Origin of the sequence: Nocardioides sp., assembly GCF_035576065.1 — a bacterium.
In the GTDB taxonomy this organism is placed as follows: domain Bacteria; phylum Actinomycetota; class Actinomycetes; order Propionibacteriales; family Nocardioidaceae; genus Nocardioides.
Map to the genome: position 1 here is coordinate 124,010 of NZ_DATLWX010000007.1, position 16,783 is coordinate 140,792.

Consider the following 16,783-nt stretch of genomic DNA (forward strand, 5'->3'; position numbering starts at 1 on the left):
TCCGAGCGTCCGTTCAGCGGAGCTTGAAGCCGGACAGGCTGCCCTTCGGCTGGCGCTCGAGGACCGGTGCCAGGGCGTCGACGATCTCGGACGGGGCCGGACGTTTTTCCGGAGCGTGCTGGAGCATCGAGCGGATCACGGCATCGACGTCGTCCGGTACGTCGCCCGGCAGATCTCGCGGCTCGGCACTGACCTGCGGGAACCTCTCGCTGAGGCCATCGGCTCGCGGCTGCGGATCGTCGAAGGCGCGATGGCCGGCCACGGCCTGGAACAGGCTCGCCCCCAGCCCCCACACGTCACTGGCGTAGGTGGGTGCCACCGTGCCTGGGTCGCACTGCTCTGGGGACATGTAGGCGTCGGTCCCGATCAGGTGTCGCAAGCTCCGGGCCTGTTCCTCCGGCCGCGCGACCGAGAGGTCGATGAGCCGGGCCGGCGAGCCCATGATGATGTTGCTGGGCTTGATGTCGAGGTGCGTCCAACCGATGTGGTGCAGATAATGGAGCGAAGCCGCCACGTCGATCGCCAGCGGCAGATACTGCTGCTCCTGCAACCGCCCGTGGCGACGGATCAGGGTCGAGAGCCGCGGACCGTCGATGTGCTCGAGCACGATGTGCGGGCGCGGTCCGTCGAGGTCGTGGCGCAGACCGCGCACCACGACCGGGTGGTTGACCGCGGCCAGGGCCGTGACCTCCCGACGCATGCCGCGTCGGGAGGACTCGTCCTCGATCTGGTCGGGCCGGAGCAGCTTGACGACGACGGCCGAGTAGGTCACCTCGTCGAACGCGAGCCAGGCCTCGTAGGACGCTCCGCCACCGAGCTTGCGGACCGCCGTCAGCTCTGCGGTGATCGCGTCACCTTCGACGAGATCCCAGCTGCGCGCCGAGTCTCCCATCGCCGATCAGCGACGACGAGTGTCGTTGCGGCTGTTGTCGTTCGTCGAGTTGGCCGAGAAGTCACGGTTGTCGTCCCCGGGACCGTCCGAGGTGAAGTCCTTCGTCAGGTCCCCGCGGCTGACGTCCCGGTCGCGGCTGACAGCGCTGACCCGACTGTTGGTGTTGTCGTTCGACTCGAGGCTGGGTGCACCGGTGACTTCGTCGTCAGTGCTGTCGTCGTTGGTGTCGTCGTCGTCGTCGTCAGCGGCCAGGACGAGCTCGACGGCATCGTCGTCGCGCTTGATCGCCTCGTCTGCGACGGCCGGGGCCTGCATGCCGATCAGGCCGATCACGACGGCACCAGCAAGGCCGAGCAACGTGGTGGGGATGAGCTTCTTCATGGGTTACCTCTCCGGGGGGGTCCTGCGGAACGAGACACAGCGTCCCCCGTCGGTATGAGGCCGATGTGAAGCACGGATGAGAGACCTCTCATCAACACGATCGATGGTGCGTCGGGACGGTTTCGAACCGCCGACCGCTCGGGTGTAAACCGAGTGCTCTACCGCTGAGCTACCGACGCGCTGGGCATGAGCCCGATGGTGCGCTGTCGGACACCCTATGAAATGAGTTGAACCGCTGGCGTCTCGGGTCACCAGCGGTTCAACAATCACGAGATTAGGGCGGTGCTCCACACTTGTCAGCGGTTCTCCATAAACTGCTGACAAACCTCGTCAGTGGTTCAGACCAGTGCCCGCAGCTGCGCCAGGTGCTCGTCCAGGTCCCGGCCGTCCGGGTTTGCGTTGTGCACCGCCCAGGCCACCCGACCCTCCGGATCAATGACGTAGGACGACCGCCGCGGCGTGCCCTTGCCTTCATCGAAGATGCCGTAGGCGCGGGAGACCTCACCGTGTGGCCAGAAGTCGGAGAGCAGGGGGAAGTTCAGGCCCTCGGCATCCGCGAAGGCTCGCACCGAGTAGACCGGGTCGCACGAGAGGGCGAACACCTCGCTGTCGAACGTCATGAACTCGTCCAGGCGCTCCCGGATGCCGGCCAGCTCGCCCGTGCAGACCCCCGAGAAGGCGTTGGGATAGAAGAGGAGCAGCACTGCTTTGCTGCCGCGATGGCTGCTGAGCGTGACGTCCTGGCCGAACTGGTCGCGCAGGGTGAAGTCGGGTGCCTCTCCACCCAGCTCGAGCCCCGTCATGCCTCGCCGTCCCATTCCACCAGGTCTCGCTTCAGGACCTTGCCGGTGGCGTTGCGCGGCAGCTCCTCGAGGATGACGATCTCGCGTGGCACCTTGTAGCCCGCCAAGTTGGCCTTGACGTGGGCCTTGAGTTCGTCCTCGGAGGGTGGACCGTTCGCAGCACCTCTCAGTGACACGAACGCCCGCAACCGTTTGCCGTAGTCGTCGTCATCGACGCCGATCGCAGCGGCCTCGGCCACGGCCTCATGTCCGACGAGACAGTCCTCGACCTCCTTGGGGAAGACGTTCTCCCCGCCGGAGACGATCATCTCGTCGTCGCGACCTTCGACGTAGAGCCGGCCGTCGGGATCAAAGCGCCCCACGTCACCGGTGGACATCAGGCCCTCGATCATGTCCTTGGTCCCGCCGCCGGTGTAGCCCTCGAACAGCATGTTGTTGCCGACGAAGATCCGGCCCACTTCCCCCGGCTCGACCTCGTGACCGTCCTCGTCGAAGATCTTGACGACCGTGCCGTACGGCGGCATGCCGGCCGACCCTGGTTGGGCTCGAAGATCCTCCGGGGTGGCGATCGAGGCGTAGGCGACCTCGGTCGAGCCGTAGATGTTGTAGAGGTTGTCGCCGAAGTGGTCCATCCATGAGGTCGCCATCGTGCCGGGCAGGGCCGAACCCGAGGCCGCCACGACCCGGACCGTGTCCAGGGTGTGGGCCCCCAGTGTCTCGTCGTCGAGGGCCAGGATGCGCTGCAACATCACCGGGATCACCACGAAGCTCTCGCACCGGTGCTGCTCGATGGCACGGAGGGCCTCCTCGGGGTCGAACCTGCGGCGGAGCACGACGGTCGAGCCGAGCAGCATCGCCAGCGCCAGGTGGGCGAAGCCCCAGGTGTGGAACAACGGGGCGGCGATGTGGGTGGTCCAACCGGCTCGCAGCGGCATCCGCGAGAGCATCGAGACCGCCGCGTCGATGCCGGCCTCGTTGCGTGGCGCACCCTTCGGCGTCCCGGTCGTACCGGACGTGAGGATGACGATGCGGGCATGCCGGTCGGGGACCCGGACCTCCGAGTCGTCGTGGGCCGAGATCAACTCCTCGAGGGTCTCCCCCGCCCCGGCGCCCGAGCGGTCCTCGGGTGCGCTCTCGACCCAGGCCAGGACCCGCCGCCCGAGGTCCGCCTTCGCCAGCATCGCGGCGAACTCCTCGTCGTGGATCACCACCGTGGGCTTCTCCCGCTCCAGGACGTCGACCAGCTGAGGTCCGGCGAAGGCGGTGTTGAGGTAGAGGATGTCGGCGCCCAGCTTGGCGACCGCGAGGGTGGCATCGACGAAACCGCGATGGTTGCGACACATCACCGCCACCGAGTCGCCCTCCTCGACCCCGAGACCCTGCAGCCCACGAGCGAGCGCGTTGCTGCGCCGGTGCAGCTCACCGAAGGTGAGCTCGCCGAGCTCGTCGATGAGGCCGACGCGGTCGGGGCTGCGAATGGCGAGACTGGCGAACCCGCCCGCCGGGCCCGTCCCCCAGCGGTTCACCGCCAGCCCCAGCCCCACGAGCTTGAGCGGCCCGTAGGGACGGATCACCCCGGCACGACCCAGGACCCGCAGGGTCGTCGCCGCCGAGGCGGCGTGGCCCACCAGGCGGTTCACGTGGTGCTCCTGTTGCGCGACCGGCCCATCAGGAGGTCAGGCCGGCGTCTTGGGAGTGACCAGGCGCGAGGCCTGCCAGTCCTTGCTGACCGCTGCAGTCGTCGTCTGCGAGAGCCCCGCGATGGGCGCCGCCTCGGCGATGTCTGCCGCGTCCACCGAGCCCGGACGCCCGACCTTGGGCGTCAACAGCCAGATGGCTCCGCCGCCGACCAGGTCGGTCAACGCGTCCACCAGCGCATCCACGAGGTCGCCGTCGCCGTCGCGCCACCACAGGATGATCGCGTCGACCACGTTGCCGTAGTCACCGTCGACCATGTCCGCATCGATGGTGTCCTCGATCGCGACCCTGAGCTCGTCGTCGGTGTCGTTGTCCCAGCCGAGTTCCTGGATGACCATGCCGGACGTCACGCCCAGCCGCACTGCGGCACCTGTTGCCTGGGCGGCTCCGCCACCCATTGTCGAGCTCACGCCACGCCTCCGTTCGTTGATGGTCCGCCTGACGCGGAGTGGGGGTAGTCCACCGGAGTTGTGGCAGGGACGCAACCCCAAGCCCCGTGGGGACCGCGTGTTGTGCAACTCGTCAGTAGATTTTGTCGCAACCTCAGGCGTGACACGATGCCTCCTGTGAGTGATGAGTCGACCAGCGCCCAGACGGAAGTACCTGCCTCCACGACCCCCACCCGGGCCGTGATCCACGAAGGTCTGCCGACCCAACTGCCGGACATCGACCCCGAAGAGACCCACGAGTGGCTCGACTCCTTCGATGCCCTCCTCGAGGGCCGGGGCCGTGACCGTGCCCGCTACGTCATGCTGCGGCTGCTGGAGCGTGCACGCGAGAAGCAGGTCGGTGTCCCCGCCCTGCGCAGCACCGACTACATCAACACCATCCCCCCCGAGCGCGAGCCCTGGTTCCCGGGTGACGAGGACATCGAGCGCCGCATCCGCGCGTTCATCCGGTGGAACGCCGCCGTCATGGTCTCCAGCGCCAACCGCAAGGGCCTCGAGGTCGGCGGCCACATTGCGACGTACCAGTCGGCCGCGAGCCTCTACGAGGTCGGCTTCAACCACTTCTTCCGCGGCAAGGACCACCCCGGCGGCGGTGACCAGATCTACATCCAGGGCCACGGTTCGCCGGGCATCTACGCCCGCGCCTTCCTGGAGGGTCGCCTGAGCGAGGAGCAGCTCTACCGCTTCCGCCAGGAGGTCCAGCACGGTGTCGGCCAGGGGCTGCCCTCCTACCCCCACCCCCGCCTCATGCCGGACTTCTGGGAGTTCCCGACCGTCTCCATGGGTCTCACCGGGATCAACTCGATCTACCAGGCCCGCTTCAACCGCTACATGCACAACCGCAACATCAAGGACACCTCGCAGCAGCGGGTGTGGGCGTTCATGGGCGACGGCGAGATGGCCGAGCCGGAGTCGTTGGGCGCGATCCGCATTGCTGCACGCGAGGAGCTCGACAACCTCACCTGGGTCATCAACTGCAACCTCCAGCAGCTCGACGGACCGGTCACCGGCAACGGCAAGATCATCCAGGAGCTCGAGGCCAACTTCCGTGGAGCGGGCTGGAACGTCGTCAAGGTGATCTGGGGCCGCGAGTGGGACGCCCTGCTCGCCAAGGACGTCGACGGCGTGCTCGTCAACCGGATGAACTCCACCCCGGACGGTCAGTTCCAGACCTACTCCACCGAGGACGGCGGCTACGTCCGTGAAGACTTCTTCGGCGGCGATCCCCGCCTGCGCGCCATGGTGGCGCACATGAGCGACTCGCAGATCGAGAAGCTGCCGCGCGGCGGTCACGACTACCGCAAGGTGTACGCCGCCTTCGACGCCGCCACCAAGCATGTCGGCCAGCCGACGGTGATCCTCGCCCACACCATCAAGGGCTGGACCATCGACGCCCTCGAGGGCAAGAACGCCACCCACCAGATGAAGAAGCTGACCCCGGCCGACCTGAAGAAGTACCGCGACCGGCTCTACCTGCCGATCAGCGACCGCGAGCTCGAGGAGTCCTACGAGAAGACCGGTGGTGCTCCGTTCTTCCACCCCGGCAAGGACTCCGACGAGGTCGAATACATGTTGGAGCGCCGCAAGCTGCTCGGTGGCTCGGTCCCGCGCCGAGTGACGCGGGCGACGACGCTCAAGCTGCCCGGCGACGAGCTCTACGCCGAGCTCAAGCAGGGCAACACCAAGAACAAGATCGCCACGACGATGGCCGTCGTCCGGCTCCTCAAGGACTGGATGAAGGACCCGGAGATCGGCGAACGCATTGTTCCCATCGCCCCCGACGAATACCGCACCTTCGGCATGGACTCGATGTTCCCGAGCGCGAAGGTCTACAACCCCGGTGGCCAGCAGTACGACTCCGTCGACCGCAAGCTGCTGCTCTCCTACAAGGAGTCCGCGCAGGGCCAGATGCTGCACGAGGGCATCTCCGAGGCCGGGGCCATGGCGTCGGCGACGGCCGCCGGTTCGGCATACTCCACGCACGGCGAGCACATGATCCCGTTCTACATCTTCTACTCGATGTTCGGGTTCCAGCGCACCGGCGACTCGATCTGGGCGATGGCCGACCAGCTGGCGCGCGGCTTCCTGATCGGAGCCACCGCGGGTCGCACCACCCTGACCGGTGAGGGACTGCAGCACGCCGACGGCCACTCACCGCTGCTGGCCTCGACCAACCCGGCGGTCGTGCACTACGACCCCGCGTTCGCCTTCGAGGTCAGCCACATCATGCAGTCCGGCCTGGAGCGCATGTACGGCGCCGACGCGGAAAACGTGATCTTCTACATCACGGTCTACAACGAGCCGGTGACCCAACCGGCCCAGCCCGAGGACGCCGACGTCGAGGGCATCCTCAAGGGCATCCACAAGTTCAGCACCGGGGAGGGCGACGGGCCGCGCGTCCAGCTCCTCGCCTCCGGTGTCGGGTTCCCGTGGATCCACGACGCCGCCCGCATGCTGGCCGAGGAGTGGGGTGTCACGGCCGACACCTGGTCGGTCACGTCGTGGAACGAGCTGGCGCGCGACGCCGTCGCCGCCGAGGAGTGGAACCTCCTCAACCCCGGCGAGCCGAAGCGCACGCCGTACGTCGCCGACAAGCTCGCCGGCGTCAGCGGCCCGGTCGTCGCGGTCTCCGACTACATGCGGGCAGTCCCCCTCCAGATCGCCCGCTGGGTCCCGGGTGACTACCGCGTGCTCGGGGCCGACGGCTTCGGCTTCGCCGACACCCGACCGGCGGCGCGCAGGTTCTTCCACATCGACGCCCAGAGCGTGGTGGTCCAGGCGCTGCAGGCGCTCGCCGACGCCGGCGAGATTGGGGTCGAGAAGGTTGTCGAGGCGTCCGCGAAGTACCGCATCGACGACCCGACCGCCGTACGCGACGTCAAGCAGGAGGGCGGGGACGCCTGAGGGACAGCCCTCAGGCGCCGGCACCGAAGGCGCGCACGGGACTCACCGGCGCGTTGCCGGCCTGGGCCTCGGCGGGCTCGATGGCAGCGCCTGTCTCCAGCAGCTCTCGCCACCGATCACGGTCGTACGACGCAGGCTCGGTCGAGCGGATGAACTCGTTGATGATCTTGACGAACCGCTGGGGGTGGTCCTTGTGTGGGAAGTGCCCCGAGTTCGGAATGACCTCGATCCGCGCCGTCGGCGCCAGCGCCGCGGCATTGCTCGCGTGCCGGACCGGGATGGTCGTGTCGTGGCGACCCCACACGACACACATCGGCATCGCGTCGGTGAGGTAGGCGCGATCTGACATCGAGATGATCTGGCCCTTCCAGTCCACCACTGCGCGGACGACGTGCCGGATGGCCGCCCGGCTGCGGCGGTCCTTGAACGAGTCGTAGATCTCGGCCACCTCTGCCAGGTCCCGCAGCGACACCTTGCCGGTCGCTGCGAGCGCCCGCATCCCGGCCGTGCTCACGTGCCGGATGCCGGGCAGGGTCAACAGCCCCATGACCTGCTGGAAGCCCGGCGTCGTGATCGCCCGGATCGCCGGTGAGACCTCCGGACCGAGCCCGCCCGAGCTCACCAGCACGAGCCGCTCGGTGCGCTCGGGGAACTGGTAGGCGAACTGCATCGCGACACCACCGCCGAAGCTGTGGCCGACGACGGTCACCTGCTCGATCCCGAGGACGGTGAGGAGGTCGCGCATGCCGTTGGCGTACCCCCCGACGCTGTAGTCGGCGCGCGGCTTGTCCGAAGACCCGTGGCCCAGCAGGTCGGGCGCGATCACCGTGTAGCGCGTGGCGAGCGACTCGATGACCGGCGACCACGTCGTGTGGTCGCACCCCAGACCGTGGAGCAGCAGCAGGGCAGGACCCGAGCCGACCCGGACGAAGGCGCGGCGATGTCCGTGGATCTCGACGAACTCGAGCTCGGGCATGTCACCCATGGCAGCCTCCTGGTGGATGTGTGCCGCCAAGGAGAACACGTTCCACTCCTCGCGACACCACCTCAACGAGGGGTGGAACAGGATCGTTACTCCTTGGCTGGTGTGAGCCTCACGACTCCACAGGACGGAGGGGACTAGATTCGGCGGGTGCCGACCGCAGAGCCGTCCCGTCGCCGCGCCGCTGCAGCGCTGCAGCGCTCGACGGGAGCCCTCAGCACCGCGGCCATGGCCAGGATGTCCAGCGACCTCGACTGGTTCGAGAAGCTGAGCGCGCAGGACCGCTCGTGGGTGGGGCTCATCGTCCAGGCGGGCATCAAGGGCTTCGTCGACTGGTACGGCGAGGACGGCCCGGACGGGGAATGGGATCCCGTCCGCGCCAGCCATGCCCCTCCACTTGCCGCGGCGGTCTTCGGGGCCGCTCCCCGTGAGCTCACGGGAGTGATCAACCTGAGGCAGACCGTCGACCTGGTCCGACTGAGCATCACGGTCGTCGAGGCCAACATCGACGCCGTCCTCGACCCGGCCGATGCTTTCGACGTGCACCAGTCGATCCTGCGCTACGGCCGTGAGGTCGCCTTCGCCACCGCCGAGGTCTACGCGCGTGCCGCCGAGGTACGCGGCGCTTGGGATGCCCGGCTCGAAGCACTGGTCGTCGACGCCGTCCTGCGCTCCGAGGCCGACGAGACCATGCTGTCGCGCGCCAGTGCCCTGGGCTGGGGTGCTCGAGGCGATGTGGCCGTGGTGCTCGGCTCCGTTCCGGCCCAGCGGACGGAGACCGACGTCTTCGACGGGGTTCGCCGGGTCTCACGAGCGGCGGGGGTCGATGCCCTCTGCGCAGCCCAGGGTGAACGACTCGTGGTGGTGCTGGGCGGGGTTGACGATCCCCACAAGGCAGCAGAGCGCATCGTTGACAACTTCGGTCCGGGACCCGTCGTCGTCGGGCCGCTCGCCGAGGACCTCAGCCATGCCCACGCCTCGGCCCGGGCGGCCATGTCGGCCCACCGCTCCGCCAGTGGGTGGCCGGAGGCTCCTCGCCCCGTGCGCAGTGAGGAGCTCCTCCCTGAACGAGCCCTGGCAGGCGACGGACATGCTCGGCGGCACCTCGTGGATCACGTCTACCTACCCCTCCTGGGCGCCCGCGGCACGCTGATCGAGACGCTGTCGGCGTACTTCCAGCACGGCTCCTCGCTCGAGGGCACGGCGCGTCACCTCTTCGTCCACCCCAACACCGTGCGCTACCGCCTCAACCAGGTGACCACCGTGACGGGCCTGGCCCCCACGGCATCGCGCGACGCGTTCACCCTGCAGATCGCGCTGGTCCTCGGCCGGCAGTCCGGGCGAGGGACTGCTGACCCTTCTTTGTAGGATATCTACAAGAATGTGTCATCGGGTTCGTGCGAGTCGGAGGCGCCATCCGGTCCGTGACACGGCACGCTGGTGACGTGCTCGTCATTGTCGCTCCCGGCCAAGGGGCCCAGTCCCCCGGTTTCCTCACCCCTTGGCTGGAGGATCCGGTCTTCGCGTCGCGCTTCGACTGGCTCGCAACGGTCGCAGGCATCGACCTCGCCCACTACGGGACCCAGGCCGACGCCGAGGCCATCCGCGACACCCGGATCGCCCAGCCCCTGCTGGTCGCGACCGGGCTCGTCGCTGCGCTCGACCTGTTCCCCCAGCCGGCCGACGCCTTCGAGCGGATCGGCGCCGTCGCCGGCCACAGCGTCGGGGAGTTGGCCGCAGCGGCTGGCGCACGGGTCATCTCCGCAGAGCAGGCCATGGTGCTGGTGCGCGAGCGCGGAGCTGCCATGGCTGATGCCGCTGCCCAGACGCCCACCGGGATGACCGCCGTCCTCGGCGGCGACCGCGAGGAGGTCCTGGCCGCCTTGGCGAAGCACGGACTCACCGCAGCCAACGACAACGGCCCCGGTCAGATCGTGGCTGCCGGCACGATGGAGCAGCTCGCGGCCCTCGCCGAGACTCCGCCGGCCAAGGCTCGACTGATCCCCCTGTCGGTGGCCGGCGCGTTCCACACCTCGCACATGGAGTCGGCCGTGGGCCATCTGGCCGGCTTGGCGCGCTCGGTCTCCACCCACGACTCCCGCACCCCTCTCATCTCCAACCGCGACGGCCAGGTGATCCACGACGGTCGTGACGTCCTGGCCCGCCTCGTCGGCCAGATCGCGAGTCCCGTGCGGTGGGACCTCTGCATGGAGACCATGCTCGACCTCGGCGTCACCGGCATCCTGGAGATGCCGCCGGCGGGCACCCTGACCGGCATCGCCAAGCGGGCCATGAAGGGTGTCGAGACGTTCGCCCTCAAGACGCCCGACCAGCTCGACGACGCCCGCGCCTTCGCCGACAAGCACGGGGAGGCGTCGATGATCGAGAGCAGCCCCACCTGGCGCATGGTCGTCTCCCCTGGCAAGGGCGTCTTCCACCTCTCCCAGGAGGTTGCCGGTCTCGACGTCCTGTCGCCCGGCGCGAGCATCGGCGAGGTGGCCAGCACCCGCGACAGCACCCCGGTGAAGGCGCTGCACGGCGGACAGGTGGTCGAGTGGCTCGTCGAGGACGGCGACCCGGTCGCGCCCGGCCAGCCGCTCCTGCGTCTGCACCCCGAGGGCGTCTCCTGATGGCCGCTCAGATCGCCAGCGTGACCGGCGCGCCGCACGCCCGGGTGCTCGGTGTCGGCGCCTACCGCCCCGAGCGCATCGTGCCCAACGCCGACGTCATCGAGGCCATCGACTCCAGCGACGAGTGGATCCAGCAGCGTTCGGGCATCAAGTCGCGGCGCTGGGCAGGCCCTGAGGAATCCGTGCAGATGATGTCCGTGGCGGCCTCCCGCCTGGCCATCGAGCGATCCGGCCTTGATGCAGCCGACATCGACTGCGTGGTCGTCGCGACCGTCAGCCACCTGCTCCAGACTCCGGCCGTGGCCACCGCGATCGCCCACGAATTGGGCACCCATGCTGCGGCCTTTGACATCTCGGCCGCTTGCTCGGGTTTTTGCCACGGCATCTCGTTGGCCTCCGACTTCGTCCGCGCAGGAAGCGCGCGCCACGTGCTGGTCATCGGCGTCGAGCGGATGACGGACATCCTTGACCTGAGCGACCGGGGCACCGCCTTCATCTTCGGCGACGGCGCGGGCGCGGCTGTCGTGGGGCCGAGCGACACCCCCGGCATCGGCCCGGTCGTGTGGGGCTCCGACGGTGAGCAGTTCGACCTGATCCGTCAGCGCGAGGACTGGCGCGACGTGGTCGGCACCGCAGACTCGCCCGGCAGCGGCGTCATGCCCCACCTCGTGATGGAGGGCAACCCCGTCTTCCGCTGGGCGTCCTTTGCCATGGCCAAGATCGGCACGCAGGCGCTCGACAAGGCCGGCATCACCCTCGACGACCTCGACGTCTTCGTCCCGCACCAGGCAAACATGCGCATCATCGATGCCATGGCCCGCTCGATGAAGCTGCCGGCCCACGTGCGCATAGCTCGCGACGTGGCCGAGCAGGGCAACACCTCTGCCGCTTCCGTCCCACTAGCGCTCGAGAGGATGATGACTGAAGGCGACGCACGCTCCGGCGACACGGCCCTGCTCATCGCCTTCGGCGCCGGGCTCTCGTATGCCGCGCAGGTCATCACCGTCCCCTGAATTTCCGCCCAACAGTTCCACCAGTGAAAGGAAGGCCCATGGCCACCACCGAAGAGATCCGCTCCGACCTCGCCGAGATCGTCAACGAGGTCGCCGGCATCGACGCCGACGACGTGCAGCTCGACAAGTCCTTCGTGGACGACCTCGACGTCGACTCGCTCTCCATGGTCGAGGTCGTCGTGGCCGCCGAGGAGAAGTTCGGCGTGACCATCCCTGACGACGAGGTCAAGAACCTCAAGACCGTCGGCGACGCGGTCGCCTTCATCGAGCGCCAGCAGGACTGATCAGACGGCGGCCGGGCCACTGGCCCGGCCGCCCCAGCTCGCCTACCCGGCCGCGACACCCTCAGCAGAACGGACAGATCCCCATGACCACGACCCGCGTAGTCGTCACCGGACTCGGCGCCACCTCCCCCCTCGGAGGTGACGTCAAGACAACGTGGGACGCCCTCCTCGCGGGCAAGTCCGGCATCCGCCACCTCGAGGACGACCTCGTGGGCCAGTTGCCTGTCAAGATCGGTGGACGCGTGGCCGTGGAGCCCTCCGAGGTCCTCGAACGCGTCAAGGCACGCCGCCTGGACCGCTCGAGCCAGTTCGCCATGGTCGCCGCGGACGAGGCCTGGGCCGACTCCGGGCTGGAGGGCTCCATCGAGCCCGAGCGCCTCGCGGTGTCGCTGGCCTCGGGGATCGGTGGCGTGACGACGCTGCTCGCCAACTACGACGCACTGCTCGAGAAGGGCCCCCGTCGCGTCTCGCCCCTCGCCGTACCCATGCTGATGCCCAACGCGCCCGCGGCCAACGTCAGCCTCAAGTACGGCGCGCGTGGTGCCGTGCACGCCCCGACGTCTGCCTGTGCCTCCGGCAACGAGGCCATCGCCATGGCCATCGACCTGATCCGTCTCGGCCGCGCCGACGCCGTGATCGCGGGCGGCACTGAAGCCGCCATGCACGCCTTGCCGATGGCGGCCTTCGCCAACATGATGGCGCTGTCCAAGAACGAGGGCGACCCGACGACGGTCTCGCGCCCCTGGGACGTCGCACGGGACGGCTTCGTGCTGGGTGAAGGCGGTGCCGTTCTGATCCTGGAGTCCGAGGAGCACGCCCGTGCCCGCGGTGCGCGGATCTACGCGACCGTCCTCGGCGCCGGCATCAGCAACGACGCCCACGACATCGCGCAGCCCGATCCCGAGGGTCGTGGCGGCACCCGCGCCATCCAGATGGCCCTCCGCGAGGGCGACGTCGACCCGGCCACCGTGGTGCACGTCAACGCACACGCCACGTCCACGCCGAAGGGCGACATCGCCGAGGGCCTGATGCTGCACGCCGTCCTGGGCAAGCACGTCGATCGCTGTGTCGTCACCAGCACCAAGTCGATGACCGGCCACCTCCTCGGTGGCGCGGGTGCTCTCGAGGCCGTCGCGACCGTGCTGGCCCTCCAGCACCGCATGAGCCCTCCCACCATCAACCTGGACAACAAGGACCCTGAGGTCGACCTCGACATCCCGACGTCGGCACGTGAGCTGCCGGAGGGCGACATCGTCGGCCTCAACAACTCCTTCGGATTCGGTGGCGCCAACGTCGCTGTCGCCTTCGGCAGCGCTTCGTGACCGCAACGGCCACCAAGCCGGCGAAGCTCCCCCGCGACCGGGATCCCCGTCACCCGGTCCAGCGCCTCTCAGCCCTTTTCGACGAGGACAGCCTCGAGCTGCTCACCGCGGACGACGACTCCGGAATGCTGGCCGCCGTCGGGCGCGTCCACGGCACCACCGTCGTGGCCTTCTGCAGCGACGCGACCGTGATGGGCGGAGCCATGGGCGACGTCGGTTGCCGCGCGGTCGTCGATGCCTATCACCGCGCGATCACTGACGGCATCCCCATCATCGGGCTGTGGCACTCCGGCGGCGCCCGCCTCGCCGAGGGCGTGCTGTCGCTGCACGCCGTGGGGCGGATCTTCCAGGTGATGACCCAGGCCTCCGGCAAGATCCCCCAGGTCTCGGTGGTGCTCGGTCCTGCCGCCGGCGGTGCCGCCTACGGTCCGGCGCTGACCGACGTGGTCATCCTCGGCCCCGAGGGGCGGATCTTCGTGACCGGTCCCGACGTGGTCCGCTCGGTCACCGGCGAGGACGTCGACATGCTGCGTCTCGGCGGGCCTGAGCCGCACGGCCGTCGCTCAGGCGTGGTCCACATCCTCACCGAGTCCGAGGCCGAGGCGCTCGAGCGTGCCCGCGACGTCGCGTCCCTCCTCGGCGCGCAGGGCAGCCTCGACCAGGACTCGGTGCTGGACCGTGACCTGGCCGCGATGCTGCCCGAGTCCAAGAAGCGGGCCTATGACGTCCATCCCTTGGTCGAGGCGGTCCTCGACGAGGGCACCGGGCAGGAGCTGCACGCCCGTTGGGCACCCAACATCGTCACCACACTGGGCCGCTTCGGCGGTCGCACCGTCGGGGTCGTGGCCAACAACCCGCTCCGCCTCGGCGGCTGCCTGGACTCCTTGTCCGCCGAGAAGGCATCCCGCTTCGTGCGGATGTGCGACGCCTTCGGCGTACCCCTCATCGTGCTCGTGGACGTGCCCGGCTATCTGCCAGGGGTCGGGCAGGAGTGGGACGGCGTCGTACGCCGCGGCGCCAAGCTCCTGCACGCCTTCGGCGAGTGCGTCGTCCCCCGGGTCACCCTGGTGACTCGCAAGACGTACGGCGGCGCCTACATCGCGATGAACGCCCGGTCCCTCGGCGCGACCCGGGTGCTGGCCTGGCCCGGCGCCGAGGTCGCCGTCATGGGCGCGGTCGCAGCCATCCGGATCCTGCACCGCCGAAAGTTGGCCGAGGTCTCGCCGGAGATCCGGCACCGCGTCGAGGCCGAGCTGGCCGCGGAGCACGAGCGGATCGCCGGTGGCGTCGACAAGGCCGTCGAGATCGGTGTGGTGGACGAGATCGTCCGACCCGACCGCACGCGTAGCGCCATCGCCGCCGCCTTTCGCCACGAGATCGACACGTCGGGCGTACGCCGCGGGCAGCACGGCAACATCCCGTTGTGACCAGCTCGACGCCGGACGCCGGACGCCGGACGCCGGACGCCGGACGCCTGACGCCGGACGCCGCGTCTGCCGCAGTTCTCCGGGTCAGACGACCTGGTGCAGCCAGCGCACGGGTGCGCCCTCGCCGGCATGGCGGAACGTCTCGAGCTCGTCGTCCCACGGCTTGCCGAGGAGCTTGTCGATCTCGTTGAGCAAGGTGGTGTCGCCCAGGGCGGCCTTGACGACCGCCGCCTTGAGCCGGTCCTCGGGGATCATGACGTCGCCGTGCAGCCCGGTCACCGCGTGGTAGACGCCGAGCTCGGGGGTGAAGGAGAAGCGCGTGCCCTCACTCGCGCTCGTGGGCTCCTCGGTGATCTCGAACCGCAGGTGGTCCCACCCACGCAGGGCGGATGCGACAGCCGCCGCGGAACCCACGGAGCCCGCCCATGACAGCTCGGCGCGATAGGTGCCGGGCTGGGCCGGCTGCGGGATCCAGTCCAGGCTCACCGCGACGCCGAGCACCCCGCCAACGGCCCACTCGATGTGCGGGCACAGCGCAGAGGGTGCTGAGTGCACGTAGAGGATGCCCCGGGTCCCGGCAACGTCCGGGCGGGTGTGGTTGCGTGTGGTCACCGTGACCTCCTTGAAGTTCCGACGCCTAGATGCGCCTTCCCCAGCGGGTCTGCGCGACGGCTCAACAAGATCTGATGACACCTATGTGGTTTGTGACTTCATTGTGACCCATGTGGCGGGCGATTGCCAGTGGGACGGCGCAGGTCGGTCCCGTGGCATCAGGATCAGCCGATCCGCTTCTCGAGCAGCTCGGCACGCTCGGCGGCGTCCGTGATCTGCTCGCTGTCGATCGCGTGGGTCCGGTGGAACCACGCCAAGGCGTCGCTCTCGCGGCCAGCGGCCTCGAGCGTATCGGCATACGCGTAGCGGAGTCGGACGACCCAGGCCGCCCGACTGTTCGAGGTCAACGGCGCGAGCTCGAGGGTGCGCAGCGCCGCGTCGAGCTGTCCCATGTCGCGGCGCGCCCCTGCCTCGACGAGGGTCATCTCCGCCTTGGCCTCCGGCAGGAAGTTCGCCACGGACGGGCTCTTGGCCAGCTTGAGGGACTGGGCAGGATTCCCCAGGGCGCGATGGCAGTCAGCCATGATCGGGATGTAGCCCGTGGCTCCGTTCATGCGCTTGGCCGCCCTCAGCTCGGCGAGCGCCTCGGCATAGTGGCCCGCTGCGTATGCCGCCTCCCCGACGGCCTCACGGACCACGGCGATGCGCGACGCGCGAGCGCGCGCGGCGAGGGTGTGCTGGTAGGCCGTCTCGGGGTCCTCGTCGATCAACAGACCGGCGGCCGCAAGGTGGCGCCCCACCCGGGCGGCCAGCTTCTCGGGGAGCCCCTTGAGCTGGTTGGCCACGGCCCGGTCGAGCTCCTGGCCCGTGACCTCGTCGGGGAGAGGAGGGCCGTCGTACTGCGCCTGATCGGTGGTCCGAGGGCCCTGTTCCTCCCGAGGACGCTTCCAGTCCCCGTCACGAGAGCCCCGGCCACCCGCCGCGCTGCGACCACCGCCACGGGTGTCCCTGCTGTCGCGGCTGTCCCGACCGGCCGGCTTCCCATCACGCTGGTCGGACTTGGAAGCCCCGCGTTCCGGCTTGGACCCACCTCGGGCGGGCGGCTTTGACCCGCCTCGGGCGGGCGGCTTGGCGCCACCTCGTGATGCGGGGCGCTGGCTGCGACGGTCCTCGGGCACGACGGAAACCTTTCGGTGATGCTTGATCGCTGTTCTGATGTCGGGACGAGATGGCGGTGCGTGCCACGATACTGCCTGTGGCGCAAATGCAGCAGAGGCCACCTGTCACCAGGTGGCCTCTGCCTCAAATGTATGTCCGGCGGCGTCCTACTCTCCCACAGCCTCTCGGTTGCAGTACCATCGGCGCTGAAAGGCTTAACTTCCGGGTTCGGTATGGGACCGGGTGTTTCCCTTTCGCTATGGCCGCCGTAACTCTGGCGGAACACAC

General features: G+C 69.0%; 15 protein-coding genes, 1 tRNA gene and 1 rRNA gene. 7 read left to right on the forward strand and 10 right to left on the reverse strand.

The annotated features are described in order from the left end of the window. Window positions 1-13: 13 nt before the first annotated feature. The 6 genes from VNJ48_RS03485 to VNJ48_RS03510 all read right to left on the reverse strand — a co-directional run bounded on the left by VNJ48_RS03485 (window position 14) and on the right by VNJ48_RS03510 (window position 4,172). Window positions 14-892 carry a serine/threonine-protein kinase gene (locus VNJ48_RS03485; protein WP_325599148.1) on the reverse strand — a complete coding sequence of 293 codons (879 nt, stop codon included), beginning with the start codon at window positions 890-892 and terminating at the stop codon, window positions 14-16. A 6-nt stretch (window positions 893-898) separates the two neighbouring features. Beyond that, window positions 899-1,273 carry a hypothetical protein gene (locus VNJ48_RS03490; RefSeq protein ID WP_325599150.1) on the reverse strand — a complete coding sequence of 125 codons (375 nt, stop codon included), beginning with the start codon at window positions 1,271-1,273 and terminating at the stop codon, window positions 899-901. 104 nt (window positions 1,274-1,377) lie between these two features. Further along, window positions 1,378-1,452 (reverse strand) — tRNA-Val (locus VNJ48_RS03495). Window positions 1,453-1,611: 159 nt separating this feature from the next. Continuing rightward, on the reverse strand, window positions 1,612-2,076 hold the full coding sequence (locus tag VNJ48_RS03500) for a peroxiredoxin (protein ID WP_325599152.1): 465 nt from the start codon (window positions 2,074-2,076) through the stop codon (window positions 1,612-1,614). Beyond that, complete coding sequence (locus tag VNJ48_RS03505; protein ID WP_325599154.1) at window positions 2,073-3,716, reverse strand: AMP-binding protein; 1,644 nt, start codon at window positions 3,714-3,716, stop codon at window positions 2,073-2,075. Before VNJ48_RS03505 ends, VNJ48_RS03500 begins: the two co-directional genes overlap by 4 nt. A gap of 36 nt (window positions 3,717-3,752) precedes the next feature. Next, window positions 3,753-4,172 (reverse strand): DUF3052 domain-containing protein, encoded by a 420-nt coding sequence (locus tag VNJ48_RS03510; RefSeq protein ID WP_325599180.1) that lies wholly within the window; start codon window positions 4,170-4,172, stop codon window positions 3,753-3,755. A 159-nt stretch (window positions 4,173-4,331) separates the two neighbouring features. Here VNJ48_RS03510 and aceE point away from each other — a divergent pair, with 159 nt between their 5' ends. Next, window positions 4,332-7,127: a pyruvate dehydrogenase (acetyl-transferring), homodimeric type gene (gene aceE / locus VNJ48_RS03515; protein WP_414689902.1), complete on the forward strand. Its 2,796-nt coding sequence runs from the start codon at window positions 4,332-4,334 to the stop codon at window positions 7,125-7,127. Between the two features lie 10 nt (window positions 7,128-7,137). On the opposite strand, the gene VNJ48_RS03520 is transcribed toward aceE, so the two are convergent. Then, a complete protein-coding gene (locus VNJ48_RS03520) occupies window positions 7,138-8,112 on the reverse strand; it encodes an alpha/beta fold hydrolase (RefSeq protein WP_325599158.1) in 975 nt (324 codons plus the stop codon). Between the two features lie 147 nt (window positions 8,113-8,259). Between VNJ48_RS03520 and VNJ48_RS03525 the strand changes: the two genes are divergently transcribed. The 6 genes from VNJ48_RS03525 to VNJ48_RS03550 all read left to right on the forward strand — a co-directional run bounded on the left by VNJ48_RS03525 (window position 8,260) and on the right by VNJ48_RS03550 (window position 14,785). Continuing rightward, a complete protein-coding gene (locus VNJ48_RS03525) occupies window positions 8,260-9,477 on the forward strand; it encodes a helix-turn-helix domain-containing protein (protein ID WP_325599161.1) in 1,218 nt (405 codons plus the stop codon). Between the two features lie 77 nt (window positions 9,478-9,554). Beyond that, the gene (locus tag VNJ48_RS03530; protein WP_325599163.1) at window positions 9,555-10,739 is read left to right on the forward strand and encodes an acyltransferase domain-containing protein; all 1,185 of its coding nucleotides are present in this window, start codon (window positions 9,555-9,557) and stop codon (window positions 10,737-10,739) included. Further along, window positions 10,739-11,752, forward strand: coding sequence for a beta-ketoacyl-ACP synthase III (locus tag VNJ48_RS03535; RefSeq protein WP_325599165.1), 1,014 nt, complete (start codon window positions 10,739-10,741; stop codon window positions 11,750-11,752). Before VNJ48_RS03530 ends, VNJ48_RS03535 begins: the two co-directional genes overlap by 1 nt. A 38-nt stretch (window positions 11,753-11,790) precedes the next feature. Then, window positions 11,791-12,036, forward strand: coding sequence for an acyl carrier protein (locus VNJ48_RS03540; RefSeq protein WP_325599167.1), 246 nt, complete (start codon window positions 11,791-11,793; stop codon window positions 12,034-12,036). Between the two features lie 83 nt (window positions 12,037-12,119). Continuing rightward, window positions 12,120-13,358, forward strand: coding sequence for a beta-ketoacyl-[acyl-carrier-protein] synthase II (locus tag VNJ48_RS03545; protein ID WP_325599169.1), 1,239 nt, complete (start codon window positions 12,120-12,122; stop codon window positions 13,356-13,358). Next, the gene (locus VNJ48_RS03550) at window positions 13,355-14,785 is read left to right on the forward strand and encodes an acyl-CoA carboxylase subunit beta (RefSeq protein ID WP_325599171.1); all 1,431 of its coding nucleotides are present in this window, start codon (window positions 13,355-13,357) and stop codon (window positions 14,783-14,785) included. The genes VNJ48_RS03545 and VNJ48_RS03550 overlap by 4 nt, the downstream gene beginning before the upstream one ends. Window positions 14,786-14,869: 84 nt before the next feature. On the opposite strand, the gene VNJ48_RS03555 is transcribed toward VNJ48_RS03550, so the two are convergent. The 3 genes from VNJ48_RS03555 to rrf all read right to left on the reverse strand — a co-directional run bounded on the left by VNJ48_RS03555 (window position 14,870) and on the right by rrf (window position 16,766). Beyond that, window positions 14,870-15,397, reverse strand: coding sequence for a DUF3145 domain-containing protein (locus VNJ48_RS03555; protein WP_325599173.1), 528 nt, complete (start codon window positions 15,395-15,397; stop codon window positions 14,870-14,872). Between the two features lie 164 nt (window positions 15,398-15,561). Continuing rightward, window positions 15,562-16,515 (reverse strand): tetratricopeptide repeat protein, encoded by a 954-nt coding sequence (locus VNJ48_RS03560; protein WP_325599175.1) that lies wholly within the window; start codon window positions 16,513-16,515, stop codon window positions 15,562-15,564. A gap of 134 nt (window positions 16,516-16,649) precedes the next feature. Then, window positions 16,650-16,766 (reverse strand): 5S ribosomal RNA (rrf, locus tag VNJ48_RS03565). Window positions 16,767-16,783 lie beyond the last annotated feature (17 nt).

Coding starts and splice junctions, on each gene's coding strand:
- VNJ48_RS03485 (WP_325599148.1), bottom strand. CDS start 892: ATGGGAGACTCGGCGCGCAGCTGGGATCTCGTCGAAGGTGACGCGATC.
- VNJ48_RS03490 (WP_325599150.1), bottom strand. CDS start 1,273: ATGAAGAAGCTCATCCCCACCACGTTGCTCGGCCTTGCTGGTGCCGTC.
- VNJ48_RS03500 (WP_325599152.1), bottom strand. CDS start 2,076: ATGACGGGGCTCGAGCTGGGTGGAGAGGCACCCGACTTCACCCTGCGC.
- VNJ48_RS03510 (WP_325599180.1), bottom strand. CDS start 4,172: ATGGGTGGCGGAGCCGCCCAGGCAACAGGTGCCGCAGTGCGGCTGGGC.
- aceE (WP_414689902.1), top strand. CDS start 4,332: ATGCCTCCTGTGAGTGATGAGTCGACCAGCGCCCAGACGGAAGTACCT.
- VNJ48_RS03520 (WP_325599158.1), bottom strand. CDS start 8,112: ATGGGTGACATGCCCGAGCTCGAGTTCGTCGAGATCCACGGACATCGC.
- VNJ48_RS03535 (WP_325599165.1), top strand. CDS start 10,739: ATGGCCGCTCAGATCGCCAGCGTGACCGGCGCGCCGCACGCCCGGGTG.
- VNJ48_RS03540 (WP_325599167.1), top strand. CDS start 11,791: ATGGCCACCACCGAAGAGATCCGCTCCGACCTCGCCGAGATCGTCAAC.
- VNJ48_RS03545 (WP_325599169.1), top strand. CDS start 12,120: ATGACCACGACCCGCGTAGTCGTCACCGGACTCGGCGCCACCTCCCCC.